Genomic DNA, 25,927 nt, shown 5'->3' on the forward strand with positions numbered 1-25,927 from the left:
GTTCGCTAGATTCGAGCTATGACTACTCAAGTGTCCGGCGATGCGCTCGTCTCCCTGAACAGCGTCAACAAACACTACGGTCAATTGCACGTCCTCAAAGACATCAACCTTCACGTCAAGAAGGGTGAGGTTGTAGTGGTCATCGGACCTTCCGGCTCCGGTAAGTCCACGTTGTGCCGTGCCATCAACCGTTTGGAAACGATCGACGACGGCGACATCGCGATCGATGGAAAGAAACTCCCCGAAGAAGGCAAGGAACTCGCGCACCTTCGCGCCGACGTCGGGATGGTCTTTCAGTCCTTTAACCTTTTTGCCCACAAGACGATTCTCGAGAACGTCACCTTGGGCCCCATCAAGGTGAAGGGAGTTGCCAAGGGGACTGCGGAACGCGAGGCCATGGCGCTCCTGGAGCGCGTTGGCGTAGGGCATCAGGCCCCCAAGCTTCCTGCCCAGCTCTCCGGTGGCCAGCAGCAGCGCGTGGCTATCGCCCGGGCGTTGGCCATGAAGCCAAAGGTGATGCTCTTCGACGAGCCCACCTCGGCTCTTGACCCGGAAATGATCAATGAAGTCCTCGACGTCATGATCCAGTTGGCCAAGGAAGGCATGACCATGATCGTGGTGACCCACGAGATGGGCTTCGCCCGCAAGGCGGCTGACCGTGTGGTGTTCATGGCCGACGGCCAGATCGTGGAAGATGCCTCCCCTGAGGAATTCTTCACGAATCCGCAGAGCAACCGCGCCAAGGACTTCCTGTCCAAACTCCTGACCCACTAGCTCTTGGCCGCCCGCACCCCGGCGGCAAGGAAACGCACCCGGCCGTATAGCGGCCTACCAATGAAAGGAACGTCATGAAGTCTCTGTTCACCCGGAGGAAGTCCCTCCTGGTTGCCGCATCAGCTGCGCTGGCCATCTCGCTGAGCGCCTGCGGCGGTGGCGGCAGCTCCACCACTCCCCCGGTTGCCTCGGCGAGCTTTGAAGCCGGCACCACCATGGAGAAGTTGAACAAGGCCCAGAAGATCACCATCGGCACCAAGTTCGACCAGCCGCTGTTCGGACAGAAGGGCCTGGACGGCAAGCCGGTCGGTTTCGACGTTGAAATCGGCAAGGCCATCGCCGCCAAGCTGGGCATTCCCGCCGACAAGATCGAATGGGTTGAGACGGTCTCGCAGAACCGCGAATCATTCATCGAGCAGTCCCGCGTCGATATTGTCATCGCCACGTACACCATCAACGACGCCCGCAAGGAAAAGGTCTCCTTCGCCGGCCCGTACTACGAGGCCGGCCAGGCCCTGCTGGTGAACAAGGACGACAACTCCATCACCAAGCCCGAGGACGTCAAGGGCAAGAAGGTCTGCTCCGTCACGGGCTCCACACCGGCCAAGACGATTGCCGAAAAGTATGGCGCCGAAGTTGTTCCGGCTGCTACCTACACCGCTTGCCTGGAGCCCCTCCGCAACAAGCAGGTTGTCGCCGTGACCACGGACAACGTGATCCTCGCCGGGTACGTTGACAAGGAACCGGACGCCTTCAAGCTGGCTTCCGACCAGACCTTCACGAAGGAGCCGTACGGCATCGGCCTGAAGAAGGACGACACTACCTTCCGCAACTGGATCAACGACCAGCTCGAAGCCTTCCAGAAGGACGGCACCTACAAGAAGGCCTGGGAAGCAACCGCGGGCAAGGTCATCAAGACCACGCCTGAACTTCCTGCCATCAACCGCTACTAGTCGGTGTCCGACGACTGCCGCCGCCCTTTTACGGGGCGGCGGCAGTCGTCGAAGCCCAGGACCCTGTTCCGTGATTAGCTGCAGCCAAAGGAAGCCATGGACGCCGTCATAGCAAGCCTCCCCCAATACTGGGACGGATTTCTCCGCACTCTTTACCTCTCCGTCATTTCCGGAGTCATAGCCCTCGTTGTGGGCACAATCCTCGCCGCAATGCGGGTTTCGCCAGTGGCTGCCTTGCGGGGCTTCAGCATGTTCTACGTTGAAGTTGCCCGAAATACTCCGCTGACCATCATTTTCTTTTTCTCCGCAATCGTCCTGCCACGGCTTGGGATCAAGTTCGACCAATTCGAAGTTGCAGCGATCATTGCCCTCAGTGCCTACACCGCAGCGTTCGTCGCCGAAGCCGTCCGCTCCGGCGTCAACAGCGTTCCCGTGGGTCAGGCGGAAGCCGCCCGAAGCATCGGGATGACCTTTACCCAGGTCCTCGGTTTCATTGTCCTGCCGCAAGCCCTCAGGACTGTGGTGCCGCCGCTGATCAATATCGTCATCGCCCTGGTGAAGAACTCGTCCGTCGCGGGCGCCTTCTTCGTCCTGGAACTTTTCGGCTACGGCCGCAAGCTCTCCAACGACTACGGAGACCAGGTTCTGTGGATCCTGCTGGGTGTCGCGTTCTTCTACCTGCTGATCACGGTTCCGTTGGGCCTTTTGGCGCACTTTGTTGAACGAAAGGTGGCGATTGCCCGATGACTTCCGTCCTCTACGACACGCCAGGCCCCAAGGCACGCCTCTACTCGCTCATCGGTTCCGCCGCCGGCATCCTGATCATCCTCGGCGTCCTCGCCATCGCCGTCATGACGCTGGCCCAGCAAGGAATCTTCGATGCCGACCGCTGGGAGATCTTCTACGGTCCCATGGCTCCGGACGTTTGGAGCTTGATTGGCCAAGGCATTATCTCCACTCTCGTAGCTGCCGCTGTGGCCGCCGTCATCGCATTCCCATTGGGGATTGGCTTGTGCCTGCTCCGGATCTCGCTCATCAGTTGGATCCGGGTGCCAACCCAGGTTGTCCTGGAGTTCCTCCGCGGTATGCCCGTGGTGCTCATGATGTTGTTCGTGCTTCTGGTATTCGCCACCGGCCAGTTCGTCGCCGTCGTGGCGGGCCTGGTGCTGTACAACGCGGCCATCTTCGCGGAAATCCTCCGGGCCGGTATCCAGTCCCTTCCGAAGGGACAGCGTGAGGCCGGTTTGGCAATTGGCCTCCGCAGCTTCCAGTCGCGGATGATCATCGAGTTTCCGCAGGCCACCCGACGGATGCTTCCGTCCCTTGTGGCCCAGCTGGTTGTGCTCCTCAAGGACACCTCGCTTGGTTACATCGTTGGCTACGAGGAACTGCTGCGGAAGATCCAGATCATGGCCGACTTCCTGGGTCCGGACTTCCTGTTCCCGGCATTCTTCGTGGGCGCTGCGATCTACATCCTGATTAACCTCACGGTGTCCCGGATTGCGATCTGGATTGAACGCCGCGGGTCCAGGAAGGCTGCAGGCGGCACGGCCAAGGCCACCGCCGCCGGAGCTGTTCCGACAGCCAAGTAGGACCACACAAAAGAATAAGGGCGGGTACCGGCTCACACCGGTACCCGCCCTTTTCTTTGCCGGGCGGGGCTACTGCCCCAGCCACGTCCGCAGCGCCCGCAGGCACTCACGGACGGCATCGGCGTCGACATGCTCGTTGTCCTTGTGCGCCAGCAGGGGGTCGCCGGGCCCGAAGTTCACCGCCGGGATTCCGAGCTCGCTGAAACGCGCGACGTCGGTCCATCCGTATTTGGGTTTCGGCTCGGCACCCACAGCGGCAACGAAGGACGCGGCGGCGGGGTGGTTGAGTCCCGGTCGCGCCCCGGCTGCCGCATCGGTACGCACGACGTCGAAGCCCTCCAAAAGTTCCCGGACATGGGCCTCTGCGTCATCCGGGGTCTTGTCCGGAGCGAAGCGGTAATTGATCTCCACCACACAACGGTCCGGGATGACGTTTCCCGCAGTACCGCCGTTAATCTTCACGGCGTTGAGGCTCTCCCGGTAGTCCAGGCCGTCCACGTTGATGGTACGGGGCTCGTAGGCGGCGAGCCGGGCGAGGATGGGGGCGGCAGCGTGGATCGCGTTGCTGCCCATCCACGCGCGGGCTGAGTGGGCGGTCTCCCCCAGCGTGGTGACTTCGAAGCGGCTGGTTCCGTTGCAGCCACCTTCAACCGTGCCGTGCGTAGGCTCCAGCAGGATGGCAAAGTCGCCCGTCAGCAGTTCCCCGTGGTTCCGGACCAAACGCCCCAGGCCACTCTTGACCGCTTCCACTTCCTCGTGGTCGTAGAACACAAAGGTGACATCCCTGTCAGGCCGCGTGCCGCCGTCGAACAGTGTGGCCGCCAAGGCGAGCTGGACGGCGACGCCACCCTTCATGTCGGTTGTCCCGCGGCCGAACAAGAGGCCCTCGCCGGACACTCCCGATTCCCACGTGGCAGGGACAGTACCAAGGGAACCGGCAACGGTGGGCAGCGGAACAGTGTCCAAATGCCCCGCCAGGATGACGCGCTCGGAACGGCCCAGTTCGGTGCGGGCGATGATGGCGTCGCCGTCCCGCACCACCGTGTATTCCGGAATAGCACGGAGAGCGGACTCAACGGCGTCAGCGAGTTCGGTTTCGTTCCCGGAGACGCTGTTGATGTCGATGAGCGCCGCAGTCAGCAAAGCGACGTCCTGGCGCAGGTCAAGGAGGGCGGGGGCAGGGTTCAGGGTCACCCTTCCACCTTAACGCCACGGCGTTGGCCGCTTCGACGGGAAATGCGACCTCCCAGTCCGTGGAACGGGTTTCGGCCGGGCTGCACGTGCTCGATACACTTGGCCCCATGACTGAAACTGCTTCCTCTGCTGTGCCCGCAAACGCGCCCGTTAACGACCGTTCGGCCTACGGATTCGGCCTCGCCACGATCGCAACCTCGGCCTCCGGGGAAGCAACCGTGCTGGACGTCTGGTACCCCGCCCCGTCCCTGGGCGTTGCCGCCGAGACCCTGCGCGACGTTGAAAACGCCGACCCCGCCCTCACCGCCCTGGCCGAGGAAGGCAAGGATGCCGACCGCGGCACGGAGCAGAAGGTGGTGTTCGCACAGATCGACCTCGATGCCGCCCCGGCAGACACGGCCGACGCGTACCTCCGCCTGCACTTGCTCTCCCACCGCCTGGTCAAGCCGAACAGCATCAACCTGGACGGCGTCTTCGGCAAACTTCCGAATGTAGTTTGGACCAACTTCGGCCCGGCCGCCGTTGAAGGCTTCGAACTGACCCGGGCCCGCCTGCGCAAGCGCGGCAACGTGGTGGTCTACGGCGTGGACAAGTTCCCGCGCATGGTGGACTACGTAGTCCCCACCGGCGTGCGCATCGCCGACGCCGACCGCGTCCGGCTGGGTGCACACCTCGCCGAAGGCACCACCGTGATGCACGAAGGCTTCGTGAACTTCAACGCCGGAACCCTGGGCACCTCCATGGTCGAGGGCCGCATCTCCGCAGGCGTCGTGGCGGGCGACGGTACCGACGTCGGTGGCGGCGCCTCCATCATGGGCACGCTCTCCGGCGGCGGCAAGGAAAAGATTGCCCTGGGCGAGCGCGTGCTGCTCGGCGCCAACTCCGGCGTTGGCATCAGCATCGGTGACGATTCCGTCGTCGAAGCAGGCCTTTACGTCACGGCCGGCACGCGTGTCCGCGTTCCGGGCCCCAAGGACGAGAACGGCGAAGACACCAGCAAGATCATCAAGGCCGTGGAACTCTCCGGCGTTCCGAACCTCCTGTTCCGCCGCAACTCCACCACCGGTGGCGTGGAAGTGCTTCCGCGCGCAGGGCAGACGGTTGAACTGAACGAGGCGCTGCACGCCAATTAGCAGGAGAGACACCATGCGCCGCTTGCGCCGCGCCATCGTGGCGGTGTTGGCCTTGGCCCTCGTGGCAGGCGCCGTCTACGCAATAGTCGCAGTGCTGCAGCGCTCCGAGACCCTCGTCTCGGAGCGCTGCGTTGCTGTGGTCGGAACCGGGAGCTACGAACTCGCCACCGATCAAACCGCCAACGCATCCCTCATCACGGCCATCTCCGTCCGCCGCGGCCTGCCGCCCCGCGCCGCCAGCATCGCACTGGCCACGGCCATGCAGGAATCCCGGTTGCGGAACATCAATTACGGCGACGAAGCCGGCCCGGACTCCCGTGGCCTCTTCCAACAGCGGCCCACCCAGGGCTGGGGCACCGAGGCACAGGTCATGGACCCTGTCTACGCCTCCAATGCCTTCTACGACGGCCTGGTCAAGATCCCGGGCTACGAAACCATGGAGGTCACCCAGGCCGCCCAGGCAGTCCAGCGATCCGCTTTCCCCCGGGCCTACGCACAGCACGAGGCCATGGGCCGCGCCTTTGCATCAGCCCTGACCGGCCATTCTGAATCCGCACTGACATGCGAACTCCGCATGCCCGACGCGGCAGGTGACCCTGCCGCCGTCGTCAATGAACTCACGACGGCGTTCGGCACCCAGGCGGCCAGCGTCGAGGGACGCTCGGTGCACCTGGACGTGACGGGAACCCAGGCCTGGGCAATCGGCCACTGGGCCGTGGCGAACGCCAAGGAGCTGTCCATCACGCAGGTGGACGTGGCGGGGCATACGTGGAACCGGGAGAAGCGCAACGGGTGGACGGAAGCGGCGGCGCCATCGGACCGCGTGACCATCACCGTTTCCGCACCAACGACGTAAACCCGGTTCAGGCGAGCAGTTCGACCACCGGCTGGACGTAGCTGCGGAACACGTCCGGCTGGGACAGCAGCCGGTGGCTCATGATCATGGTGCTGGGTTCCAGATACCACGCACGCGGCTCGTTGAGTGGCAACTCGATGATGGTGAGATCGAAATCGCGGGAACTCCGGCCAACTTCCAGCAGCCGGTCCTCCACCATCTCATTGAGGACGCTGGTGATTCCGTTCGCTTCGCGGGCAGCCTCCATGTCTGCGTACTCGTCGATCCTGTCGGTGGCCCATCCCAGCGCTGCACCGAAGTGGGCCTGGAGGACGCGTTGGAGGGCCGGCGAGTTTCCGAAGGCCTTGAAGCTCGGCGGCGCCAGCTCCAGTGCCGGCTTGGGATAGGACTTCACGAGCTTCTCCCACCAAGCCTCCCACTCGGTCTTCAGTGCACTGATGCCGCCAACGTCCGACGTAAGGTGGCTATGGTCGGCATGGCGGACCTTCGGAGCGGCGTGCGAAAGCATCGGCTTTCCGGCACCGTCGAGTCCAGCTACATCGCGCAAGTACAGGGCGATGAGCATCGGCCCGGACGTGTCCATGGTGATGCGCCATCCCGGGCCGCCTGACTCATGCATCCGAATTCCTCCCTTGGGCAGGTTCCCGACTTGTCCCAGTCTATTCCCGAAGCGGCGCGACGTTAACGGCCGAAGGGCAACCGGTTCCGCAGGCTACCCAACCGCGGGAACTGCTTCAAAGACCGCGAGGTGTGCGGTCAGCACGTCGCTGCACATCTCCGCCGTCATCCACTCGGGCTGCAACAGCGCATGCATGCACAGGCCGTCCAGCGTGGCGAGCAACCGTTCGGCCTCGGTAACCAGGTTCTGCGGTGCTCCAGCCTCCCCGGGGCTCAGCAGCACAATGAGTTGGCCCACCACTGCGGCGACCGAACGGTGGCTCCTCTCCGCTTCTTCGGCAAAGACGGGATTGATACGGGCTGCGTGGCGGAAAGCCATCCACACACACGCGTCCACTGCGGATTCCTCGTCCAGGGGAAGGAATTGGCCGAGGAGGTTGAGTACCGCGGCATGGCGTTCCGGGCTGCCTGCGGCTTGATCCCGGACCGCCGCCAGTGCGGCTTCAAGGCGGGCCGTTATGCGGTCGATGACGGTTGCGAAAGAGAACACCAGGAGTTCGTCACTGCTGGAAAAGTAGTGCCGCACCGAACCCACGGCCAAGCCCGCCTCATCGGCCACTTCCCGGAGGGACGCCCTTTCCAAGCCGTCGCTGGCTATGATGCGGAATACTGCTTGGACGACTTCCTGGCGCCGGGCTTCGGCATCAACAATTTTGGGCACCAGTATTTTCTAGCACGAACGTGCTTCAACACCGCTCAACACTGAGCGGCGCGCCTCCACTTTCGGATAGCGTAGACACCATGAAAATTCTTGTCACGGGTGGCACCGGCTACATCGGTTCGCACACCGTTCTGTCCCTCCAGGAAGCCGGCCACGACGTCGTCGTCCTCGACAATCTCGTGAACTCCAGCGAAGAGTCCCTCCGCCGCGTTTCAGAGCTGACCGGCAAGACCGCCGCTTTCCACGAGGTGGACCTGGTGGACGAACCAGCCGTCGAGGCCGTCTTCGACCAGCACCGCATCGACGCCGTGATCCACTTTGCCGGCCTCAAGGCCGTCGGCGAATCCGTCCAGGAACCGCTCGCCTACTATTACAACAACATCGTGGGCACCCTGAACTTGCTCCGCGCCATGGACAAGCACAACGTCCGCTCCATCGTCTTCAGCTCGTCCGCCACCGTATACGGCGAGCACAACCCGATCCCCTACATCGAAAAGATGGAGATCGGTGCCAACAACCCCTACGGCCGTACCAAGGAACAGATCGAGGACATCCTCTCCGACCTTGGCAACGCCGACGACCGCTGGCACATAGCACTGCTGCGCTACTTCAACCCCGTGGGCGCACACCCTTCAGGCCGCATCGGCGAGGATCCCCAGGGCATCCCGAACAACCTCGTCCCGTTCATTGCGCAGGTAGCAGTGGGCCGGCGCGAGAAGCTCATGGTCTTCGGCGGCGACTACGACACCCCGGACGGCACGGCCCAGCGCGACTACATCCACGTGGTGGACCTCGCGGACGGGCATGTGGCGGCGCTGAACTACATTGCCACCCGTGCCGGCGTGCGCCGCTGGAACCTCGGTTCGGGCAAGGGCTCTTCCGTACTGGAAGTGCTGCGCTCGTTCGAGAAGGCAGTCGGCCAGCCGATCCCTTACGAAATCGCCGGCCGCCGCGCAGGCGACCTCCCCGCTTTCTGGGCCGATGCTTCCTCTGCGCTGGCCGACCTTGGCTGGTCCACCACCAAGACCGTGGACCAGATGTGCGAGGACCACTGGCGCTGGCAGAAGAACAACCCCTACGGCTACAACGCTTCCTAGAACCAACGCGGGGTCACTTACGGCCCATGGTGGGGTCGCCCATCGGCCGTAAGTGACCTTGCGTTGCTTGTCCTGGGTGATTAACGACGGCGGCCGCCCACCTCGCGTGAGGTGGGCAGTTTCTACCGGTCGTTGCAACACTGTTGGTGTTAGGTGGTCATTAGTAGATCACGCAGGCGCTCGGCTGGGGTATCCCAGTCGAGCGTTTTGCGTGGTCGGCCGTTGAGTTCCTGGGCGACGTGCTCGAGGTCTTCGGGCCGGTACACTGAAAGGTCAGTGCCTTTTTCGAAGTATTGGCGCAGGAGCCCGTTGGTGTTCTCGTTGGACCCGCGTTGCCAGGGGCTGGCTGGGTCGCAGAAGTAGACCTGCATGTCGGTGGCCATGGTGAAGGCCTTATGGCCGGCCATTTCGGAACCTTGGTCCCAGGTCAGTGAACCGCGTAGGTGCTCGGGCAGTGTGGACATCGTGGTGATCAATGCGTCACGGACTGTCTCGGCGGTGTGGTCTCCGGGCAGGTGGACGAGCATCACGTACCGGGTGGTGCGTTCGACGAGGGTGCCGATGGCGGATTGGTTATTCGCCCCGGTGATGAGGTCCCCTTCCCAGTGCCCAGGCACGGCACGGTCTTCGACTTCGGGTGGCCGGTCGGAGATCATCACCATCGGATCGACGAAACGCGGCTGCCGTTGCTGGGGATCCTTGTGGGGCTTACGGCGGGTCCGGCCGGTTCGCAGGGCTGCTTGGACTTCACGTTTGAGCCCGCCGCGGGCCTGAAAATAGAGGGCCTGGTAGATCGTTTCTGGGCTCACTCGCATCTCCGCATCGTGGGGAAACTTCTTGATCAGCTTGTGACTGATCTGTTCCGGTGACCACCGGCGAAGCAGTTTCTTCTTCACATACTTCCGCAGCCGCTTATGGGAGACCAACTTGCTGTCCTTGGGGCGGGGCCGGCGCGTTGTTGCGGCGCGTTGGGCAGCGTAAGCGTAGTACTTCCCATCATCGAGACTGTTCCGGGCCAGTTCCCTGCTGATCGTGGAGGGAGAACGGCCCAGTTCCCGGGCGATGCTCCGGACCGGGGCGCCTCCGCTGCGCAGGTCGGCGATGCGTTCCCTGTCCTGCAGGGATAAGAACCGCGGGTTCAGTGACTTTTCCAAAGCCGCCAGCCGGGGAATCGTGAAAGCAGCGGCCACAGCTGCGGGCGGAGTCAGGGTCATCACACCACTTGTGTAATCGATCCTCCGCCCATCCGGATAGATTCGTCCGTTTTTTGTGCGGCGGACACCGCTGTCCCATTCCTTGGCCGTGGTTTCGTGGATACCCAATTCATGGGCAGCCTCACGACGGGACAAACCCTGATCGCGCAACCGGCGGAATCCCTCCCGTGTTGGACCTTCGGCACGATTCCTGGCCAGTCCGGCCTTTCGAACCCACTGGTAGCAGGTGTTCCGGTTCAACCCGAGCTCAGCGGCGGCCTCCGTCACACTCGCTAGCCGATCAAAAGCTCTGAAGAAAGCTTCCCGCTGCTCGGCAGTAGATCTCGCAAACTTCCGAAACTCCCCAGGAACATCGCTTAAATGCGGCACGGTCGTTGCAACTCCCAAAAATCTCGGGTGTTGCAACGACCGCTAGAACCCAAGGTGGGCGGCCGCCGTCGTTGGTTTTCCCGGTATTAGTTGGCCGGGTAGTTGCGCTCCGGCTCCCCCGTGTAGAGCTGCCGAGGACGGCCGATCTTGGTCTGGGGATCGTTGATCATTTCGCGCCACTGGGCAATCCAGCCCGGGAGGCGGCCGATGGCGAAGAGGACGGTAAACATCTTCTCCGGGAAGCCCATCGCCTTGTAGATCAGGCCGGTGTAGAAGTCTACGTTCGGGTACAGCTTGCGCTGGATGAAGTAGTCGTCCGCGAGGGCCTTCTCTTCGAGGCGCATGGCGATGTCCAGCAGTTCGTCGTTGCCGCCGAGCTTGCCGAGGACCTCGTGCGCCGTTGCCTTGATGATCTTGGCCCGGGGGTCGTAGTTCTTGTAGACGCGGTGTCCGAAGCCCATGAGGCGAACGCCGTCTTCCTTGTTCTTGACCTTCTCCATGTAATCCTCGGGCTTGATGCCGTCGGCCTGGATCTGGCGGAGCATCTTCAGCACGGCCTCGTTGGCGCCACCGTGGGCTGGGCCGAAGAGTGCGTTGATGCCTGCGGACACCGAGGCGAAGAGGTTCGCGTTGGACGAACCCACCAGGCGCACGGTGGACGTGGAACAGTTCTGCTCGTGGTCCGCGTGCAGGATGAGCAGCAGGTCGAGTGCCTTGACCACAACCGGGTCCAGCTCGTACTGCTCGGCCGGAAGGCCGAAGCTCAGGCGCAGGAAGTTCTCCACGAGGTTCATGGAGTTGTCCGGGTACAGCATCGGCTGGCCGATGGACTTCTTGTGGGCGTAGGCCGCGATCACCGGGAGCTTGGCCATGAGGCGGATGGTGGAGACTTCCACGTGCTCGGCATTGAACGGGTCCAGCGAGTCCTGGTAGAACGTGGACAGCGCCGAGACGGCAGAAGACAGAACCGGCATCGGGTGGGCGTCGCGGGGGAAACCGCCGAAGAAGCCCTTCAGTTCCTCATGGAGGAGAGTGTGGCGGCGGATGCGCTGATCGAACTCTTCCAGCTCGGTGGGAGTGGGGAGGTTGCCGTAGATCAGCAGGTAGGAAACTTCCAGGAAGCTCGAGTGCTGGGCCAGCTGCTCGATGGGGTAACCGCGGTAGCGCAGGATGCCCGCGTCTCCGTCGATGTAGGTGATGGCCGAAGTGGTGGCCGCTGTGTTCATGAAGCCGGGGTCATAGGCAACGGCGCCCGTCTGCTTCAGCAGCTTGGAAACGTCATAGCCTTCGTTTCCTTCTACAACCTTGATGCGCGGCAGTTCGAGTTCGCCGCCGGCATGGCGCAGTGTCGCGCTGGTGGTCTCAGTCATGGAGTCCCCTTCATGAGGCCTCTGGGCCTCTGTAGAACGCTTGTCCAACCAACTCTTGGTGACGCCGCATTCGGCCCTACTGTTGCAGGGCTCCAACGGCCGAAGTGCTTTCTTATTGAAGGCCACCATTGATAGTCAGTTAAAAAGCTACCGCCAGTAACCGTCCGGAACTAATCCATGCCGGACGATTACTGGCGGAAACACGCTGTTTGTGCTGCAAGTCACAGCATTGTTATGAGGCTGAGTTTAACCTCTCCACAGCAGCATCAATGCGTTCATCGGTACCGGTCAGTGCCACCCGGATGAAGCCGTTGCCTGCGTCGCCGTAGAAGACGCCCGGGCCAACAACGATGCCCAGTTCGGCGAAGCGGGCCACCGTATCCCAGGTCGCTTCCCCGGCCGTCGACCAAAGGTAAAGCCCGGCCTTCGACTCGTGGATCTGCAGGCCAAACTTCTCCAGCGCAGGCACGATCCGTTCCCGCCTGCCCCGGTACAGGTCCTTCTGCGCCAGCACATGATCCGCGTCCCCCAGTGCCACCCGCATGGCTTCCTGCACCGGATAAGGCACGATCATCCCGGCGTGCTTACGGCTGTTCACCAGGTTGGCCATGATCGCGGAGTCTCCGGCCACGAAAGCGGCCCGGTACCCGGCGAGGTTGGACTGCTTGCTGAGGGAGTAGACACTCAACAGGCCATCGGTGGAACCTCCGGACACCCTTGGATCGAGGACGCTCGGCACGGCCTCGCCGCCGCGTTGGGCGTCCCATTCGCCCCAGCCGAGTTCGGCGTAGCACTCATCGGAGGCCACGACGGCGCCGACTTCACGGGCCTGGCCTACCATCTCCCGCAACGACTCAACGCTCCGCACGCTTCCCGTCGGGTTGCCCGGAGAGTTGATCCACACCAGCCGGACCCTGGCACGGGTGGCTGCGTCGAGTTCATCCAGGTTGTCCGCGGCAACAGCGGTGGCGCCGGCAAGCATGGCACCGATGTCGTACGTCGGGTAGGCAACGGTAGGCCGCACCACGACGTCGCCGCTGCCAAGACCCAGCAGGAACGGCAACCAGGCCACCAGTTCCTTGGAGCCAACCGTCGGCATGATGTCCCGCGGGTCCAGCCCCGGCACGCCGCGTCGGCTCGCAAACCAATCGGCCACGGCTTGCCGCAAAGGCTCCGTTCCGTGGACGGTGGGATAGCCGTGGGCGTCGGAAGCAGCTGCGAGGGCGTCACGGATGAGGCCCGGAGTCGGGTCCACGGGCGTACCGATGGAGAGGTTCACCGCTCCGCCCGAGTGCTTCGCAGCCGTGGCAGCATAGGGCGCCATGGCCTCCCACGGGTAGTCAGGCAGGTTAAGGCCGAAAGCAGGTGCCGCGGAAATCAAGGATGCAACCGCCCTTAGTGGTCTTGGTTCTGCGGCGGCAAAGCGGCAATGAACGGGTGGTCCTTGCCGGTGTTGCCGATCTTTGCCGCGCCACCCGGCGAGCCAAGGTCATCGAAGAATTCCACATTGGCCTTGTAGTAGTCCGCCCACTCTTCCGGGGTGTCATCCTCGTAGTAGATGGCTTCCACCGGGCATACGGGCTCGCAGGCACCGCAGTCGACGCATTCGTCGGGGTGGATGTAGAGGGAACGCTCACCTTCGTAAATGCAGTCGACAGGGCACTCTTCAATACATGCCTTGTCCTTGACATCCACACACGGCTGCGCGATTACGTACGTCACGTCCCAGACCTCTCAACGGTTTGTCCCGGCGATGGCCGGGTTAATACGGCCGGCAACATGCCGGGCACTGAACTTCCAACCTATTATCCAACAGGGCTACGACGCCAACCTAGCCCGCGTCATAGTATGAATCGGTGACTCCCCCGCATATGCCGCCCAGACAGTTCCTCCTGAGTGCGGAAGCCGGAACCCGGGTAGTGGTCCGGTACAGGATCGAGGGCGGCCTGACGGACGCGCTGGGATACCTCCTAGAGACCAACGAAACCAGCTGCACCGTACGGACGCGGACCTCCGACGTCGAAATTCCGCTTGCGATGGTGGTCGCGGCCAAGCAGGTTCCACCACCGCCACCGCGGCGGTCGGCCACTAACGGCCTTTAGCGGCCGCTTTCCATCTGGCCAGCAGCCAAGCAGCGATCACGAGCATCAATAGAGTCACCCCGGCAATGCCGAAGACCCAGATGTTCCCTATGAGGTCGCCGAGCACCAAACGCTTGTCCGGTCCTCCCGAGGACAGCACGCCAACAGAGGCGTAGGCAACAAGGCCCGCCACCGCCGTCGGAATCACCGAACCCGACCACGCAACCAGCCACAGCTCGACGGAAGCGAGCAGCAGCAAGGCCGCGCCGACGCCCCAGTAAAGCTCGACGCCGGTGATCACCACGCTCTGCCGGTGCAGCACCGTCCCGGCGAAGGCAACAAAAAGAGCCGCCAGCACGGCCACGGCGATACCGCGGGCCGCGCTGGCGACTCTCTTGTTCATGCTGTTGGTCCGTGCGGGCAGGGATCAGGCCTTGGCGCGGGCGCGGTTGGCCTTGGCACGCTCGTTGGCGTCCAGGATGACCTTGCGGATACGGATGTCCTCGGGGGTGACCTCAACGCACTCGTCTTCACGCGCGAACTCGAGGGACTCCTCCAGCGTGAGCTCACGCGGCGGGGTCAGGTTCTCGAAGGAATCCGAGGAAGCGGCACGCATGTTGGTGAGCTTCTTTTCCTTGGTGATGTTGACATCCATGTCATCGGCGCGGGAGTTCTCGCCGACGATCATGCCTTCGTAGACCTCGGACGTGGGCTTCACGAAGAAGGAACCGCGCTCCTGCAGGTTGATCATGGCGAACGGGGTCACCACGCCGGCACGGTCGGCCACCATGGAACCGTTGGTGCGGTATTCGATCGGGCCGGCCCACGGCTCGTAGCCTTCGGAAATGGAGGCAGCGATACCGGCACCACGGGTGTCCGTGAGGAACCGGGTGCGGAAGCCGATGAGGCCACGGGCAGGAACGATGAATTCCATGCGGCACCAGCCGGTACCATGGTTGGCCATGTTGGTCATACGGCCCTTGCGGGCGGCCATGAGCTGGGTGACGGCGCCGAGGTACTCTTCCGGCACGTCGATGGTCATGTGTTCCATCGGCTCGTGCAGCTTGCCGTCAACGGTCCGGGTAACAACCTGGGGCTTGCCAACGGTCAGTTCGAAGCCTTCGCGGCGCATCTGCTCCACGAGGATGGCCAGCGCGAGCTCGCCACGGCCCTGGACTTCCCAGGCGTCGGGACGCTCGGTGGGAAGGACCTTGATGGAGACGTTACCGATCAGTTCCTTGTCCAGGCGGTCTTTCACCTGGCGGGCCGTGACCTTGGCTCCCTTGACCTTGCCGGCCAGCGGCGAGGTGTTGATACCGATGGTCATGGAGATAGCGGGATCATCCACGGTGATCAGCGGCAGCGGCTCGGGATTCTCCACGTCAGTGAGGGTTTCACCAATGGTGATGTCCTCGATGCCGGCGACGGCCACGATCTCGCCGGGGCCTGCGGACTCGGCGGGAACGCGCTCCAGGGCCTTGGTGGCAAGGAGTTCGGTGATCTTGACGGTCTTCAATTCACCGTTCTGGCGGGCCCAGGCGACCTGCTGGCCCTTGCGGAGGGTGCCGTTGTAGATACGGAGCAGGGCGAGGCGGCCAAGGAACGGCGAAGCGTCAAGGTTGGTCACGTGGGCCTGCAGGACACCGTCCGGGTTGTAGGTCGGCGCAGGGATGTGCTCAATGATGGTCTTGAACAGCGGCTCAAGGTCTTCGTTCTCCGGGGCGGAGCCGTTGGCCGGCTGCTCCAGGGAGGCGCGGCCAACCTTCGCGGCAGCGTAGACCACGGGGACCTCAAGGACCTTGTCCAGGTCCAGGTCCGGAACCTCGTCGGCAAGGTCCGATGCCAGGCCCAGGAGGAGGTCCATGGACTCGTGGACAACCTCGTCGATGCGGGCGTCGGGACGGTCGGTCTTGTTGACCAGCAGGATCACCGGCAGGTGCGCGGCGAGGGCCTTGCGCAGGACGAAGCGGGTCTGGGGCAGCGGACCCTCGGAGGAGTCAACCAGGAGCACAACGCCGTCAACCATGGACAGGCCGCGCTCCACCTCGCCACCGAAGTCGGCGTGGCCGGGGGTGTCGATAACGTTGATGGTGATGGTCTCGCCGTTGGAGGACGGGCCGTTGTAGGCAACCGTCGTGTTCTTGGCGAGAATGGTGATGCCCTTTTCGCGCTCCAGGTCGCCGGAGTCCATGACGCGGTCTTCAACCTCGCCATGGGCGGCGAAGGAGTTGGTCTGCTTGAGCATGGCATCGACCAGGGTGGTCTTGCCGTGGTCAACGTGTGCAACGATCGCGACGTTGCGCAGATCGCTCCGCGACGCAGTGTTAACGGTAGTTTCAGACATGCGTTTATGACTCGTTTCAGTGGTGAAGTCAGCTGTTTTCATCCGCGCGCATACCTGATCTTCCGGACCGGAACACACAACGAAAAGACCCCGGGACACAGGGCACCTATGGCTATTCTAAACGCACCAGCATTAGTGGACCCAAAAAAGCAAGGCCCGGACCTCCCCAATGTGGCAGCACTCACACTTCCGCAGTGTTTGCTAAATGTTCAATCAAGATGCTGGATTTTCCCGCGCCGATGCCCCATGATGTCTGCAGGAACCAGTGCCCTTCGGAGAACATCGATGCGAAAAGCTTCGGCCATGTTCCGCTTGTTCGCACCGTTGATCGCCGTAGGCGTTCTGTCGGTAGGCTGCGGGACGAATACGCCATCCCCCACCATTTCATCAGGCTCGCCCGCGCCCGTCGCGGCTGCGACGGCTGCCGCCCAGAAACCGCAGGGCCTTCCTTCGGCATCCCCGTCGCCGGATCTTCCGGTGGGTTCGCTGTACCGGAACCCGGCCAATGACCGCAACGAAATCATCCTCGCCGACGTCCGGCATACGGCGGTCCTCATTGGCGATTCCCAGTCCCAGCCGAAGGATTCGTGGCCCCAGCGCGGCATCGCAGCCCTGGGTTACAAGCTCTACGTTGCCGGAATGGGTGGCACGGGCTTTGTGGCCTCCACATCGAAGACCGGAAATTACATCGACGCCCTCCAGCGCGGTGACTGGGTTTTGCCTTACGGCGCTCCCCCGCTGATCGTGGTCCAGGGCGGTGGCAACGACGCTGCCCAGAAGGCCACCGACGCGCAGATCTCCGCCAATGCCGAGCGTCTCCTGGCCGTGCTCAAGAAGCGCTACCCCGGCTCACGCATGGCCATGATAGGCACCCTTGCCAAGGGCGCCGATAACGGCGGCGCCCGGCGCACGGAAGTAGACGCCTTGCTAAGCCGGGTTGCGGCCAAGAACAACGTCCCGTTCGTCAGTGCCGGAGACTGGCTGACCCGATACGACGCCGTCAAGGACCTGCAGGACGGTGTGCACATGAAGCCGTCCGGCCACGAAAAGCTGGGCAAGGTCCTCGCCGGCCAGCTGGCCTCCCTGGGCTTGTCGCCGCGGCCTGAAACGGACGCCTCGACGCCAAGCCAGTAGCACCCCCTGCGTTGCTGGGCCCGCTCTGCGCGCTTTGGCATCGTAGAGGCGCGTACAGCGGGCCTCGCATCTCTTAACGGCAAGAGCCGGTGGTTCCCTTTCGGGGACCACCGGCTCTTCGCGTTAACGCCGCTGCCGAATCGGACGACGGCGGTTACGCCACCGCCGGGGGCAGCAGCAAAGAACCGCCTGGGATGGCATCCAGCAAGGCCTGGGTGTAAGCCTCCTTGGGGTTCTCGAACACGCCGTCGGTACTGCCCGTTTCCACGAGCTTTCCCTTTTCCATGACGCAGACATGATCGGCAATCTGGCGGACCACAGCGAGGTCGTGGGTGATGAACAGGTATGTCAAGCCGAGGTTGTCCTGCAGTTCGGCGAGGAGGTTCAGCACCTGCGCCTGGACCAGAACGTCCAGGGCCGAGACCGCCTCGTCGCAGATAATGACCTCCGGGTCGAGGGCCAGCGCACGGGCGATCGCAATGCGTTGGCGCTGACCACCGGAGAGCTCATTCGGATACCGCTGCATGGTGGATTGCGGCAACGCCACTTGGTCCAACAGCTCCCGGACCTTCTTTTCACGGCTCGCTGCATTACCGATCTTGTGGACCCGCAACGGCTCCTCGATGGTGCGGAAGATGTTGTACATCGGGTCCAGGGAGCCATAGGGATCCTGGAAGATAGGCTGCACGCGGCGCCGGAATTTGAACAGCTCCTTGCCCTTCAGGCCTGCCGTGTCAACGCCGTCGAACACAATCTGGCCCTCAGTGGGGCTCTCCAGCTGGAGCACCATTTTGGCCACAGTAGATTTGCCGGAACCCGACTCCCCCACAATCGCAGTGGTGGTGCCGCGCTTGACGTTGAAGCTGACGCCGTCAACCGCTGCGAAGTCCGTAGTCTGACCCAGGCCCTGGCGCAGTTTGTAGACCTTGCGCAGGTTCTTGATCTGCAGGACATCGTCCTTGGCCCGGCTTTCCGCTGCCGCGGTGGGAGCCAGCAGGTCCTCGGCCTCGACACCCTGTTCCTTGGCAACCTGGATACGGCGCGAGGCAAGGGACGGTGCCGATTCGACAAGTCGCCTGGTGTAAGGGTGCTGCGGGTTGCGCAACAGCTCAAGGGACGGACCGGCCTCAACCACGTTGCCTTGGTACATGACCACAACCTTGTCCGCACGTTCTGCGGCCAGGCCGAGGTCGTGGGTAATAAGCAACACAGAGGTGCCCAGTTCGGTGGTCATTTTGTCCAGGTGGTCCAGGATCTTCCGCTGCACCGTGACATCGAGCGCCGAGGTGGGCTCGTCCGCAATAAGCAGCTTGGGCTGGCAACTCAGGCCGATGGCAATCAGGGCCCGTTGCCGCATACCACCGGAGAATTCGTGCGGGTACTGCTTCGCCCGGCGTGCGGCATCCGGAAGGCCGGCCTCCGCCAGGACACGGGCAACGTCGTCCGGGCCATCGGGCCGGCCGTTTGCCTTGAGCGTTTCGCGTACCTGGTACCCAATCTTCCAGACGGGGTTGAGGTTGGACATCGGGTCCTGTGGCACCATACCGATGTGGCTGCCGCGGAGCTCGATCATCCGGCTCTCCGGCGCACCGGCGATGTCCTCGCCGTCGAGCAAGATTTGCCCACCCGACACACGGCCGTTGGTCGGCAACAGACCAATGGCGGCAAGCGCCGTCGTGGATTTGCCCGAACCTGACTCGCCCACAATTGCGACGGTTTCGCCGGGCATGATGCTCAGGTGGGCGTTCTTGACGGCCTTTACTTCACCCGCGCCCGTCTTGAAGGTGATAGCGAGGTCCTTGATCTCAAGGATGGGCCGCACTGGTGCTGTTGCTTCGTCGATGCTGACGTTGGCTGAAGTCATGTTCGCCTCCCTAACGCTGACGGCTCTTGGGGTCAAGAGCGTCGCGAACGGCGTCGCCAAGCATGATGAAGCTCAGGACGGTAATGGACAGGGCAGCTGCCGGATACAGCAGAATCGACGGGTTGGTCCGGATCGACGTCTGCGCGGCGGCGATGTCATGGCCCCAGGACATGATGCCTTCAGGAAGGCCAATGCCCAGGAACGACAGTGTGGCCTCGGCCACGATGAAGACGCCAAGTTCAAGGGTGGCCAAGACAATCACGGGTGCCAGGGCGTTCGGCAGCGCATGCCTCATCAAAGCCCCGAACCGGGAAACACCCAGTGACCGTGCGGCCGTGACGAAGTCGGCGTTGCGCACTTCGATGACGGCACCGCGGGTAATGCGGGCCATTTGCGGCCAGGCCAACAGGGATATGACCAGGACAACAGTCCAGACACTCCGGTTCTCGCGGAACAGCGGAAGCTGGGTGATGACCAACGCACCCAGAATCAGGGGCAAGGCGAAGAAGATGTCACCGAGGCGGGCCAGGACGGCGTCGAGCCATCCACCGTAGTAACCGGCGAGTGCTCCCAAGGTCACACCGATCACCAGAACGCACAAGACGGAGAGCACGCCGACGGATAGTGAGGCCTGCGTCCCGTGGATCACACGCGAGTAGACATCGCAGCCTTGCAAGGTGAAGCCAAACGGATGGCCGGCGGTGGGACCCGCCTCGGAGTTGGACAACTGGCAGTCGTTGTTGGGAGCGACACTCGTGAAGACTCCCGGGAACAATGCAATGAACGTCAGGAGCAGGATCAAGACGGATGACACGATGAACATGGGCCGGCGGCGCAGCTTGCGCCAGGCGTCGGCCCAGAGGCTCAAGGGAGCCTGGTCCGTCTTGACGGAGTCAGTGGCCTGAAGGGGCGTCTCCTCGACGGGGGCCACAAAGTGTTCGGTGTTACTGGTCATAACGGATCCTCGGGTCAAGCCAGGCGTACAAGAGGTCAACGAGCAGGTTTGCCGCGACAAACACGAGCACAAGCACACTCACGATCGCGACGACAGTGGGTCCTTCACCACGAAGAACGGCCTGGTACAGCTTGTTGCCGATGCCGGGAACATTGAAGATGCCCTCGGTAACGATTGCGCCACCCATAAGCCCACCGAGGTTGGCTCCCAGATAGGTAACCACCGGGATCATCGAGTTGCGCAGGATGTGGGCCATGACCACCCGCGGACGCGAAAGGCCCTTTGCGGTGGCAGTCCGGACGTAGTCGGCATTCATGTTTTCGATGACCGAGGCCCGGGTGAGGCGGAGGACATACGCGAACGAGACCAGTCCGAGCACGATTGCGGGAAGGATCAGGTTGCCCCAGTCAGCGTTGCCACCGACCGTTGGTTTGGCCCATCCCAGTTGGACGCCGAAAACGAGCTGGAAAACGAAGCCCAGGACGAACGTGGGAACAGCGATCACGATCAGCGAGGTCACCAGCACCGTGGAATCGAACAGCTTGCCCTTGCGAAGCCCGGCGAAAACGCCGAAGGCAACACCAAACACAGCCTGGATGATGATGGCCTCAATGGCCAGCATCGCGGTCACGGGGAACGCCCGGCCAAGGGCCGCGGCGATCGGCTGCTGCGTGAAATCGACACCGAGGTCGAAAGTCACGAGGTTCTTCAGGAAGATGCCGTACTGGACCCAGAACGGCTGGTCCAGGTGGTATTGGGCCCGCAGGGCGTCGATGACACTTTGCGGCGGCTGGCGGTCGCCGAACAATGCGGCGATCGGATCGCCGGGAAGTGCGAACACCATGTAGTAAACGAGGAGTGTGGTCCCGAGAAAGACTGGGATCACCTGCAGGAGTCGGCGAAGGATGTAGCGAACCACAGGGTCACCTCTTTCCGCTGGTTGTGCGATGGAGAGTCATGTGTGCCTTCCTGCCATGACAGGCGAATGGGGGCCCGGCGCCAAGCCGGGCCCCCAATGCCTCACGGCAAGCTCAGTTCCTGCGGATTACTTCGCCTCGATGTTGTAGTAGAGGATTCCGCCGTTCCAGCCGGTCTCGGCCTTCACAACGTTGTTGCTCCACACGATCGCGCGAGCCTGGTCCCACAGGGGAAGACCGGGGAGGTCCTTGAACAGGACTTCCTGCGCCTTGTTGAACTTGTCGTTCGCCTCGTCAGTGGACTTGGCGGCAAGACCTTCCTTGAGGAGCTTGTCGAACTCAGGGTCCGAGTACTTCTCGTAGTTGGAGGAAGCACCCGTGGCCCAAACCGGTCCCAGGAAGTTGTAGAGCGACGGGTAGTCGCCCTGCCAGCCCGCACGGGTCAGGCCCGGGAGGGACTGCGACTTGCGCAGGTTCAGGACTTCGGCGAACTTGGCGAACGGCTGGATTTCAGCTTCGATGCCGAGGTTGTTCTTGAAGCCATTGGCTACGGCTTCGATCCATTCCTTGTTGCCACCATCGGTGTTGGAAGCGATCTGCAGCGGCTTGGAAGCGTCATAAGGCTTGATCTTCTCAGCCTGGGTCCAGAGATCCTTTGCCTTGGCAGGATCGAACTTCAGGACTTCGCTGCCAGCCAGGCCATCCTTGAATCCTTCGATGACCGGCGGGACGAACGCCTTGGAAGGCGTACGCGTACCGTTGAAAACGACCTTGGCGATCTCTTCGCGGTTGATGGCGTAGGACAGTGCCTGGCGGCGGAGGGTACCGGCTTCACCCTGGAAGTTCGGGTTGTAGCCCGGAATGTTCAGCGTGGAGTTGGTGGCAACCGGCTTGGTGGAGTTGCGGTCCGGGAAGTCGGTGACATACGTCTTCAGCGCGTTGGACGGAATGACGTCGGTGACGTCAAGGTTGTCGCCCTGGAGATCCGTGTAGGCCGGGCCCGGATCGGTGTAGAACTTGAAGGTCACGCCACCGTTCTTAGCCGCGCGGGGACCGCTGTAGTCAGTGTTCTTGACCAGGGAGATGGACTGGTCGTGGACCCAGGCACCATCCTTAGCGAACTTGTACGGTCCGTTGCCCACAGGGTTCTCGCCGAACTTCTTCGGGTCCTTGATTGCCTCGGAAGGAAGCGGGAAGAACGCGGAGTAGCCAAGACGCAGTGACCAGTCAGCCTCGGGCTGAGCCAGCTTGACGGTGATCGTCTGGTCGTCCTTGGCGGCGAGGCCGGACATCGTCTGTGCCTTCGGAGCCGGGGTGGACGTGGTCTTGCCATCAGCGCCCGTCGTCTCGGTCACAGCGCTGACATCGGCGTAGCCCTCGATGGATTCGAAGAAGAAGCCGTTGTTCTGGAGGTTGGTGCTCAGCGCCGCAAAGTTCCAGGAGTCAACGAAGGTCTTGGCCGTGATGGCCTCGCCGTTGGTGAACTTGGCGCCCGACTTGACCTTGATGGTCCAGTTCTGGGAGTCCGTGGTGTCAATGGACTCGGCAAGAGCGTTCACCGGTTTGCCGTCGGCGTCGTATGCGCGCAGACCTTCGAACAGCAGTTCGACAACCCGGCCACCGTAGACCTCGTTGGTGTTGGCCGGAAGCAGAGGGTTCTGCGGTTCATTGCTGTATGCGGTGATGACCTTGTTGGGATCAACTGCGGCAGAGCTGTTCGAGTTACTGCCGGAGCCGCCGCCGCAACCGGTCATTGCGAGGGCGACGATCGCCGCTACACCTAGAGCTTTGGAAGTGCGCGAGAAACGCATTCCGCCTCCTATGAGTCGTGGAGTTGAACAGGGGAAGTTTCGTGATTTCCCCCAGGCTCAGGCACAGATTCCTACTGTGACGTTGCCTACATGTGAGTGTAAGCCTACCCACATTGCGTCCGAATGTTGGAACAAACCAGCCAAACTGTAACCGTTCCGCAACCTCCACTTGCCTAATTTGGCGGCGATTTCAAGTCAAAGGCTACTGGGTGGTAATATTCGCTGTCTGACAGCAGGACAGGACTGTTTTCGGGCAAAAAGAAGCCCGATCCAGGCTGAGGTGTTCAGCTGGACCGGGGCTCACATGTTAGGCGCCGTCAAGCGATTGCAGGTATCTGCTGATCGAGGGCAGGTCATAGGCAAGCGTGTCCCAGACGGCCTCATAGTCCGTCCCTTCGTAGTGATGGGCCAGTCGGTCCCTCATGCGCTTGATGAGCGACCACGGCACCTCAGGATGCGCTATCGTGGTTTCGGCGCTGAGCCGCGCGACATTCTCCCCTATCTTGATGATCAGGGATTCCGCCGCGAGACCTGGAACGTTGTCTGGATCCGTGATGTACCATCGATGCCCCCGGGCAACCAGATCGGCGCCTACGCTGCAGAGACGAAGTATCTCCTTGAGCGCAGCAGCGTCCCGTTGATTCATACGGCGACAGCAGTTGTCAGGATTTCGTGATCTGCGCGGAGGCCCCCATCCGTGACCACATCAACCTCCACTCCCAGCAGGTCGCTTGCAGCCGCGGCGAACGCAGATACAGTCAACAACCCGATTCCGGGCGGTCGCGTCACCAAGATGTCTAGATCACTCCCGGGGCCATCGGATCCACGTGCCGCGGACCCGAATACGCGAACGTTGCTGAACCCATAGCGGCCGGCCAACTCGCGTAGCTCCTGCGCCCGCAAGGCAAGGACCACGTGAGGCAACGGACGTGCAGCGGCACGGAGACGATCCAGCATTTCCGGGGATGCCTTGCGCCGTCCCGCCTCGTAGGCAGCGATGTTCGGCTGGGCCACGCCGGAACGCCGGGCCAACTCCCCCTGGCTGATGCCAGCGGCTTCACGAAGTTCCCTCACTGCGTTGCCCATGCAGCCATGATATCGCGTGATATGCCGTCGTTTCATTCAACCAATGAGATAGACAAAACCGCGGCCGGCGGCCGCCAGGTCATTGACGAAAACCCGTGCCTTTTGGAGGTAGCCAACGGCATAGTCGATGGCAGGGTCGCCCCCGAAACGCATGGAACTCTGCAACCACCGGCCCAACTCTTCATCCGGGAGATCACTCAAGTCCTTGGCAATCGCAGCCACCTCCGATGGAGGAAGGACCCGAACCCACGGTTCCCAGCCGTCATGATGCATGGTTACCTGGCCTTCGAACATACGAAAGGCTGGTCGCGGCTCCGCGCCATTCTTTGACGGGGCAGTGAACGCCTGAAGTTGCCGCCATACCTTATCCAGGTAGAGCATTTCACGTTCAGGTACGGCTTGTTCGAACGTAGCGACGGTGAAATCACCTACGGATTCCAGGCCCCAAGCATCAGCCAGCGGATCTGCAGAGAGAAAACCCCTCGGATCGGCAAGCACGTGGTCGGTGACGTCGGCGTCGAAGGCATATGCGTAGTATCTGATTCCCATCCGCCAAGTATCCCGAGCTGGCTGGCCGCCCGGGGTCAGCCTCAAACCCTATGTGGATAAGTCGCATGGCCATACAGCAGGACAGGACTGTTTTCGGGCAAAAAGAAGCCCGATCCAGGCTGAGGTGTTCAGCTGGACCGGGCTCTTTTGGCTCTTGGTCTTAGACGTTGAAGCGGAACTCCACCACGTCGCCGTCGGCCATGACGTATTCCTTGCCTTCGATGCGGACCTTGCCCCGCGACTTGGCTTCGGCCATGGAGCCGGCATCAACGAGGTCGTCAAAGGACACCACTTCGGCCTTGATGAAGCCCCGCTGGAAGTCGGAGTGGATCACGCCGGCAGCTTGGGGAGCAGTGTCACCCTGGCGGATGGTCCACGCACGGGTTTCCTTCGGGCCAGCGGTGAGGTAAGTCTGCAGGCCGAGGGTGTGGAAGCCAACCCGCGCCAACTGGTCCAGGCCGGATTCGCTCTGCCCGTTCATTTCCAGCATTTCGCGTGCCTCTTCCTCGTCCAATTCGACGAGGTCTGCCTCAAGCTTGGCGTCGAGGAACACGGCGTCTGCCGGAGCAACAAGGTTGCGCAACTCATCCTGTTTGGCGGGGTCGCCGAGGATGCCTTCGTCAGCATTGAAGACGTAGATGAAGGGCTTGGCGGTCAGGAGTCCGAGCTCCTTGAGGTGTCCCATCTCCAACTTGTCGCTCTTGATCGACGAGAAGATGGTGTCGCCGCGTTCAAGCACAGCCTGGGCGGCTTTGATGGCGGCCAGCTCGGCTGCTTCACGCTTCTTGATCTTGACTTCTTTTTCGATACGCGGGATTGCGTTTTCGATGGTTTGGAGGTCTGCCAGGATCAGTTCGGTGTTGATCGTCTCCATGTCCGAGCGCGGATCAACCTTGCCGTCCACATGGACAACATCGGGGTCGTCAAACACACGGACAACCTGGGCGATGGCCTCGGCTTCGCGGATGTTGGCGAGGAACTTGTTGCCCAGGCCTTCGCCCTCGGAGGCACCCTTCACGATTCCTGCGATGTCCACGAAGGACACGGGAGCGGGCAGCAAACGCTGCGAACCGAAGATCTCAGCCAGCTTCGCCAGGCGGGGGTCCGGCAGGTTCACGACGCCGACGTTGGGTTCAATGGTTGCGAAGGGATAGTTCGCAGCAAGCACCTGGTTGCGGGTCAGTGCGTTGAAAAGGGTTGATTTGCCGACGTTGGGCAGTCCGACGATGCCAATAGTAAGAGCCACGAGGATTGATTCTACCCGGAATGGCCGCAGGGTTTCTTGTTGAAGCCGG

At 62.4% G+C, this 25,927-nt stretch carries 26 protein-coding genes; 9 read left to right on the forward strand and 17 right to left on the reverse strand.

The features are described 5' to 3' along the window. The first annotated feature begins 18 nt into the window (after nt 1-18). The 4 genes from ACFVSJ_RS04855 (at nt 19) to ACFVSJ_RS04870 (ending at nt 3,319) form a co-directional block, all read left to right on the forward strand. A complete protein-coding gene (locus ACFVSJ_RS04855; protein WP_387434876.1) occupies nt 19-774 on the forward strand; it encodes an amino acid ABC transporter ATP-binding protein in 756 nt (251 codons plus the stop codon). Nucleotides 775-848: 74 nt separating this feature from the next. After that, the gene (locus tag ACFVSJ_RS04860; RefSeq protein WP_387434878.1) at nt 849-1,727 is read left to right on the forward strand and encodes a glutamate ABC transporter substrate-binding protein; all 879 of its coding nucleotides are present in this window, start codon (nt 849-851) and stop codon (nt 1,725-1,727) included. 96 nt (nt 1,728-1,823) lie between these two features. Next, nucleotides 1,824-2,474, forward strand: coding sequence for an amino acid ABC transporter permease (locus ACFVSJ_RS04865; RefSeq protein WP_387434880.1), 651 nt, complete (start codon nt 1,824-1,826; stop codon nt 2,472-2,474). Continuing rightward, on the forward strand, nt 2,471-3,319 hold the full coding sequence (locus tag ACFVSJ_RS04870) for an amino acid ABC transporter permease (RefSeq protein ID WP_387434881.1): 849 nt from the start codon (nt 2,471-2,473) through the stop codon (nt 3,317-3,319). Before ACFVSJ_RS04865 ends, ACFVSJ_RS04870 begins: the two co-directional genes overlap by 4 nt. A gap of 69 nt (nt 3,320-3,388) precedes the next feature. Here the strand turns inward: ACFVSJ_RS04870 and dapE are convergent, their stop codons facing one another. Beyond that, complete coding sequence (dapE, locus tag ACFVSJ_RS04875; RefSeq protein WP_387434883.1) at nt 3,389-4,513, reverse strand: succinyl-diaminopimelate desuccinylase; 1,125 nt, start codon at nt 4,511-4,513, stop codon at nt 3,389-3,391. Nucleotides 4,514-4,620: 107 nt separating this feature from the next. Between dapE and dapD the strand changes: the two genes are divergently transcribed. Together dapD and ACFVSJ_RS04885 are read left to right on the forward strand one after the other, a co-directional pair. Next, a complete protein-coding gene (gene dapD, locus ACFVSJ_RS04880; RefSeq protein WP_387434884.1) occupies nt 4,621-5,646 on the forward strand; it encodes a 2,3,4,5-tetrahydropyridine-2,6-dicarboxylate N-succinyltransferase in 1,026 nt (341 codons plus the stop codon). Nucleotides 5,647-5,659: 13 nt separating this feature from the next. Beyond that, nucleotides 5,660-6,502, forward strand: a complete 843-nt coding sequence (locus ACFVSJ_RS04885; protein ID WP_387434886.1) for a hypothetical protein — start codon at nt 5,660-5,662, stop codon at nt 6,500-6,502. A 7-nt stretch (nt 6,503-6,509) separates the two neighbouring features. On the opposite strand, the gene ACFVSJ_RS04890 is transcribed toward ACFVSJ_RS04885, so the two are convergent. Beyond that, on the reverse strand, nt 6,510-7,121 hold the full coding sequence (locus ACFVSJ_RS04890) for a hypothetical protein (RefSeq protein ID WP_387434888.1): 612 nt from the start codon (nt 7,119-7,121) through the stop codon (nt 6,510-6,512). Between the two features lie 93 nt (nt 7,122-7,214). Further along, on the reverse strand, nt 7,215-7,841 hold the full coding sequence (locus ACFVSJ_RS04895) for a TetR/AcrR family transcriptional regulator (RefSeq protein ID WP_387434889.1): 627 nt from the start codon (nt 7,839-7,841) through the stop codon (nt 7,215-7,217). Nucleotides 7,842-7,921: 80 nt separating this feature from the next. Between ACFVSJ_RS04895 and galE the strand changes: the two genes are divergently transcribed. Beyond that, nucleotides 7,922-8,938 (forward strand): UDP-glucose 4-epimerase GalE, encoded by a 1,017-nt coding sequence (galE, locus tag ACFVSJ_RS04900; protein ID WP_387434891.1) that lies wholly within the window; start codon nt 7,922-7,924, stop codon nt 8,936-8,938. A gap of 149 nt (nt 8,939-9,087) precedes the next feature. Here galE and ACFVSJ_RS04905 read toward each other — a convergent pair whose 3' ends face one another. The 4 genes from ACFVSJ_RS04905 to fdxA form a co-directional block, all read right to left on the reverse strand. Continuing rightward, complete coding sequence (locus ACFVSJ_RS04905) at nt 9,088-10,287, reverse strand: IS30 family transposase (protein ID WP_387435209.1); 1,200 nt, start codon at nt 10,285-10,287, stop codon at nt 9,088-9,090. A 320-nt stretch (nt 10,288-10,607) separates the two neighbouring features. Next, a complete protein-coding gene (locus ACFVSJ_RS04910) occupies nt 10,608-11,891 on the reverse strand; it encodes a citrate synthase (RefSeq protein ID WP_387434892.1) in 1,284 nt (427 codons plus the stop codon). A gap of 232 nt (nt 11,892-12,123) precedes the next feature. Further along, on the reverse strand, nt 12,124-13,272 hold the full coding sequence (gene dapC, locus ACFVSJ_RS04915; protein WP_387434893.1) for a succinyldiaminopimelate transaminase: 1,149 nt from the start codon (nt 13,270-13,272) through the stop codon (nt 12,124-12,126). Between the two features lie 14 nt (nt 13,273-13,286). Next, nucleotides 13,287-13,613 (reverse strand): ferredoxin, encoded by a 327-nt coding sequence (gene fdxA / locus ACFVSJ_RS04920; RefSeq protein ID WP_018776555.1) that lies wholly within the window; start codon nt 13,611-13,613, stop codon nt 13,287-13,289. 134 nt (nt 13,614-13,747) lie between these two features. Between fdxA and ACFVSJ_RS04925 the strand changes: the two genes are divergently transcribed. After that, nucleotides 13,748-13,993, forward strand: coding sequence for a hypothetical protein (locus ACFVSJ_RS04925; protein ID WP_387434895.1), 246 nt, complete (start codon nt 13,748-13,750; stop codon nt 13,991-13,993). Here ACFVSJ_RS04925 and ACFVSJ_RS04930 read toward each other — a convergent pair. Both ACFVSJ_RS04930 and typA read right to left on the reverse strand, forming a co-directional pair. Then, nucleotides 13,980-14,375: a hypothetical protein gene (locus tag ACFVSJ_RS04930; protein WP_387434897.1), complete on the reverse strand. Its 396-nt coding sequence runs from the start codon at nt 14,373-14,375 to the stop codon at nt 13,980-13,982. The genes ACFVSJ_RS04925 and ACFVSJ_RS04930 overlap by 14 nt on opposite strands. A gap of 24 nt (nt 14,376-14,399) precedes the next feature. After that, entirely contained in the window at nt 14,400-16,316 is a 1,917-nt protein-coding gene (gene typA, locus ACFVSJ_RS04935) for a translational GTPase TypA (protein WP_387434898.1), read from the reverse strand. A 303-nt stretch (nt 16,317-16,619) separates the two neighbouring features. Here typA and ACFVSJ_RS04940 point away from each other — a divergent pair, with 303 nt between their 5' ends. Next, nucleotides 16,620-17,450, forward strand: coding sequence for an SGNH/GDSL hydrolase family protein (locus ACFVSJ_RS04940; protein WP_387434899.1), 831 nt, complete (start codon nt 16,620-16,622; stop codon nt 17,448-17,450). A gap of 154 nt (nt 17,451-17,604) precedes the next feature. Here the strand turns inward: ACFVSJ_RS04940 and ACFVSJ_RS04945 are convergent, their stop codons facing one another. The 8 genes from ACFVSJ_RS04945 to ychF all read right to left on the reverse strand — a co-directional run bounded on the left by ACFVSJ_RS04945 (nt 17,605) and on the right by ychF (nt 25,878). Continuing rightward, complete coding sequence (locus ACFVSJ_RS04945) at nt 17,605-19,314, reverse strand: dipeptide ABC transporter ATP-binding protein (protein ID WP_387434900.1); 1,710 nt, start codon at nt 19,312-19,314, stop codon at nt 17,605-17,607. A 10-nt stretch (nt 19,315-19,324) separates the two neighbouring features. Next, the gene (locus ACFVSJ_RS04950; RefSeq protein WP_387434901.1) at nt 19,325-20,269 is read right to left on the reverse strand and encodes an ABC transporter permease; all 945 of its coding nucleotides are present in this window, start codon (nt 20,267-20,269) and stop codon (nt 19,325-19,327) included. Further along, entirely contained in the window at nt 20,259-21,188 is a 930-nt protein-coding gene (locus ACFVSJ_RS04955) for an ABC transporter permease (RefSeq protein ID WP_347107971.1), read from the reverse strand. The genes ACFVSJ_RS04950 and ACFVSJ_RS04955 overlap by 11 nt, the downstream gene beginning before the upstream one ends. Nucleotides 21,189-21,314: 126 nt before the next feature. Continuing rightward, the gene (locus tag ACFVSJ_RS04960; protein ID WP_387434903.1) at nt 21,315-22,997 is read right to left on the reverse strand and encodes an ABC transporter substrate-binding protein; all 1,683 of its coding nucleotides are present in this window, start codon (nt 22,995-22,997) and stop codon (nt 21,315-21,317) included. A 307-nt stretch (nt 22,998-23,304) separates the two neighbouring features. Further along, on the reverse strand, nt 23,305-23,643 hold the full coding sequence (locus tag ACFVSJ_RS04965; RefSeq protein ID WP_387434904.1) for a DUF86 domain-containing protein: 339 nt from the start codon (nt 23,641-23,643) through the stop codon (nt 23,305-23,307). Next, nucleotides 23,640-24,083, reverse strand: coding sequence for a helix-turn-helix domain-containing protein (locus ACFVSJ_RS04970; RefSeq protein ID WP_387434906.1), 444 nt, complete (start codon nt 24,081-24,083; stop codon nt 23,640-23,642). The genes ACFVSJ_RS04965 and ACFVSJ_RS04970 overlap by 4 nt, the downstream gene beginning before the upstream one ends. A gap of 36 nt (nt 24,084-24,119) precedes the next feature. Then, nucleotides 24,120-24,632 carry a hypothetical protein gene (locus ACFVSJ_RS04975; protein WP_387434907.1) on the reverse strand — a complete coding sequence of 171 codons (513 nt, stop codon included), beginning with the start codon at nt 24,630-24,632 and terminating at the stop codon, nt 24,120-24,122. Between the two features lie 160 nt (nt 24,633-24,792). Next, a complete protein-coding gene (gene ychF, locus ACFVSJ_RS04980; protein ID WP_387434908.1) occupies nt 24,793-25,878 on the reverse strand; it encodes a redox-regulated ATPase YchF in 1,086 nt (361 codons plus the stop codon). Nucleotides 25,879-25,927: the final 49 nt, after the last annotated feature.

Origin of the sequence: Paenarthrobacter sp. NPDC058040, from assembly GCF_042885775.1 — a bacterium.
In the GTDB taxonomy this organism is placed as follows: Bacteria; Actinomycetota; Actinomycetes; order Actinomycetales; family Micrococcaceae; genus Arthrobacter.

Excerpts from the sequence above, each read along its gene's own strand:
- ACFVSJ_RS04860 (WP_387434878.1), top strand. The coding sequence starts at position 849 with ATGAAGTCTCTGTTCACCCGGAGGAAGTCCCTCCTGGTTGCCGCATCA.
- ACFVSJ_RS04870 (WP_387434881.1), top strand. The coding sequence starts at position 2,471 with ATGACTTCCGTCCTCTACGACACGCCAGGCCCCAAGGCACGCCTCTAC.
- ACFVSJ_RS04940 (WP_387434899.1), top strand. The coding sequence starts at position 16,620 with ATGTTCCGCTTGTTCGCACCGTTGATCGCCGTAGGCGTTCTGTCGGTA.
- ACFVSJ_RS04885 (WP_387434886.1), top strand. The coding sequence starts at position 5,660 with ATGCGCCGCTTGCGCCGCGCCATCGTGGCGGTGTTGGCCTTGGCCCTC.
- ACFVSJ_RS04865 (WP_387434880.1), top strand. The coding sequence starts at position 1,824 with ATGGACGCCGTCATAGCAAGCCTCCCCCAATACTGGGACGGATTTCTC.
- ACFVSJ_RS04945 (WP_387434900.1), bottom strand. The coding sequence starts at position 19,314 with ATGACTTCAGCCAACGTCAGCATCGACGAAGCAACAGCACCAGTGCGG.
- ACFVSJ_RS04950 (WP_387434901.1), bottom strand. The coding sequence starts at position 20,269 with ATGACCAGTAACACCGAACACTTTGTGGCCCCCGTCGAGGAGACGCCC.
- ACFVSJ_RS04890 (WP_387434888.1), bottom strand. The coding sequence starts at position 7,121 with ATGCATGAGTCAGGCGGCCCGGGATGGCGCATCACCATGGACACGTCC.
- ACFVSJ_RS04975 (WP_387434907.1), bottom strand. The coding sequence starts at position 24,632 with ATGGGAATCAGATACTACGCATATGCCTTCGACGCCGACGTCACCGAC.
- ACFVSJ_RS04930 (WP_387434897.1), bottom strand. The coding sequence starts at position 14,375 with ATGAACAAGAGAGTCGCCAGCGCGGCCCGCGGTATCGCCGTGGCCGTG.
- ACFVSJ_RS04960 (WP_387434903.1), bottom strand. The coding sequence starts at position 22,997 with ATGCGTTTCTCGCGCACTTCCAAAGCTCTAGGTGTAGCGGCGATCGTC.
- ACFVSJ_RS04970 (WP_387434906.1), bottom strand. The coding sequence starts at position 24,083 with ATGGGCAACGCAGTGAGGGAACTTCGTGAAGCCGCTGGCATCAGCCAG.
- ACFVSJ_RS04965 (WP_387434904.1), bottom strand. The coding sequence starts at position 23,643 with ATGAATCAACGGGACGCTGCTGCGCTCAAGGAGATACTTCGTCTCTGC.
- ACFVSJ_RS04910 (WP_387434892.1), bottom strand. The coding sequence starts at position 11,891 with ATGACTGAGACCACCAGCGCGACACTGCGCCATGCCGGCGGCGAACTC.
- typA (WP_387434898.1), bottom strand. The coding sequence starts at position 16,316 with ATGTCTGAAACTACCGTTAACACTGCGTCGCGGAGCGATCTGCGCAAC.
- dapD (WP_387434884.1), top strand. The coding sequence starts at position 4,621 with ATGACTGAAACTGCTTCCTCTGCTGTGCCCGCAAACGCGCCCGTTAAC.
- galE (WP_387434891.1), top strand. The coding sequence starts at position 7,922 with ATGAAAATTCTTGTCACGGGTGGCACCGGCTACATCGGTTCGCACACC.
- ACFVSJ_RS04855 (WP_387434876.1), top strand. The coding sequence starts at position 19 with ATGACTACTCAAGTGTCCGGCGATGCGCTCGTCTCCCTGAACAGCGTC.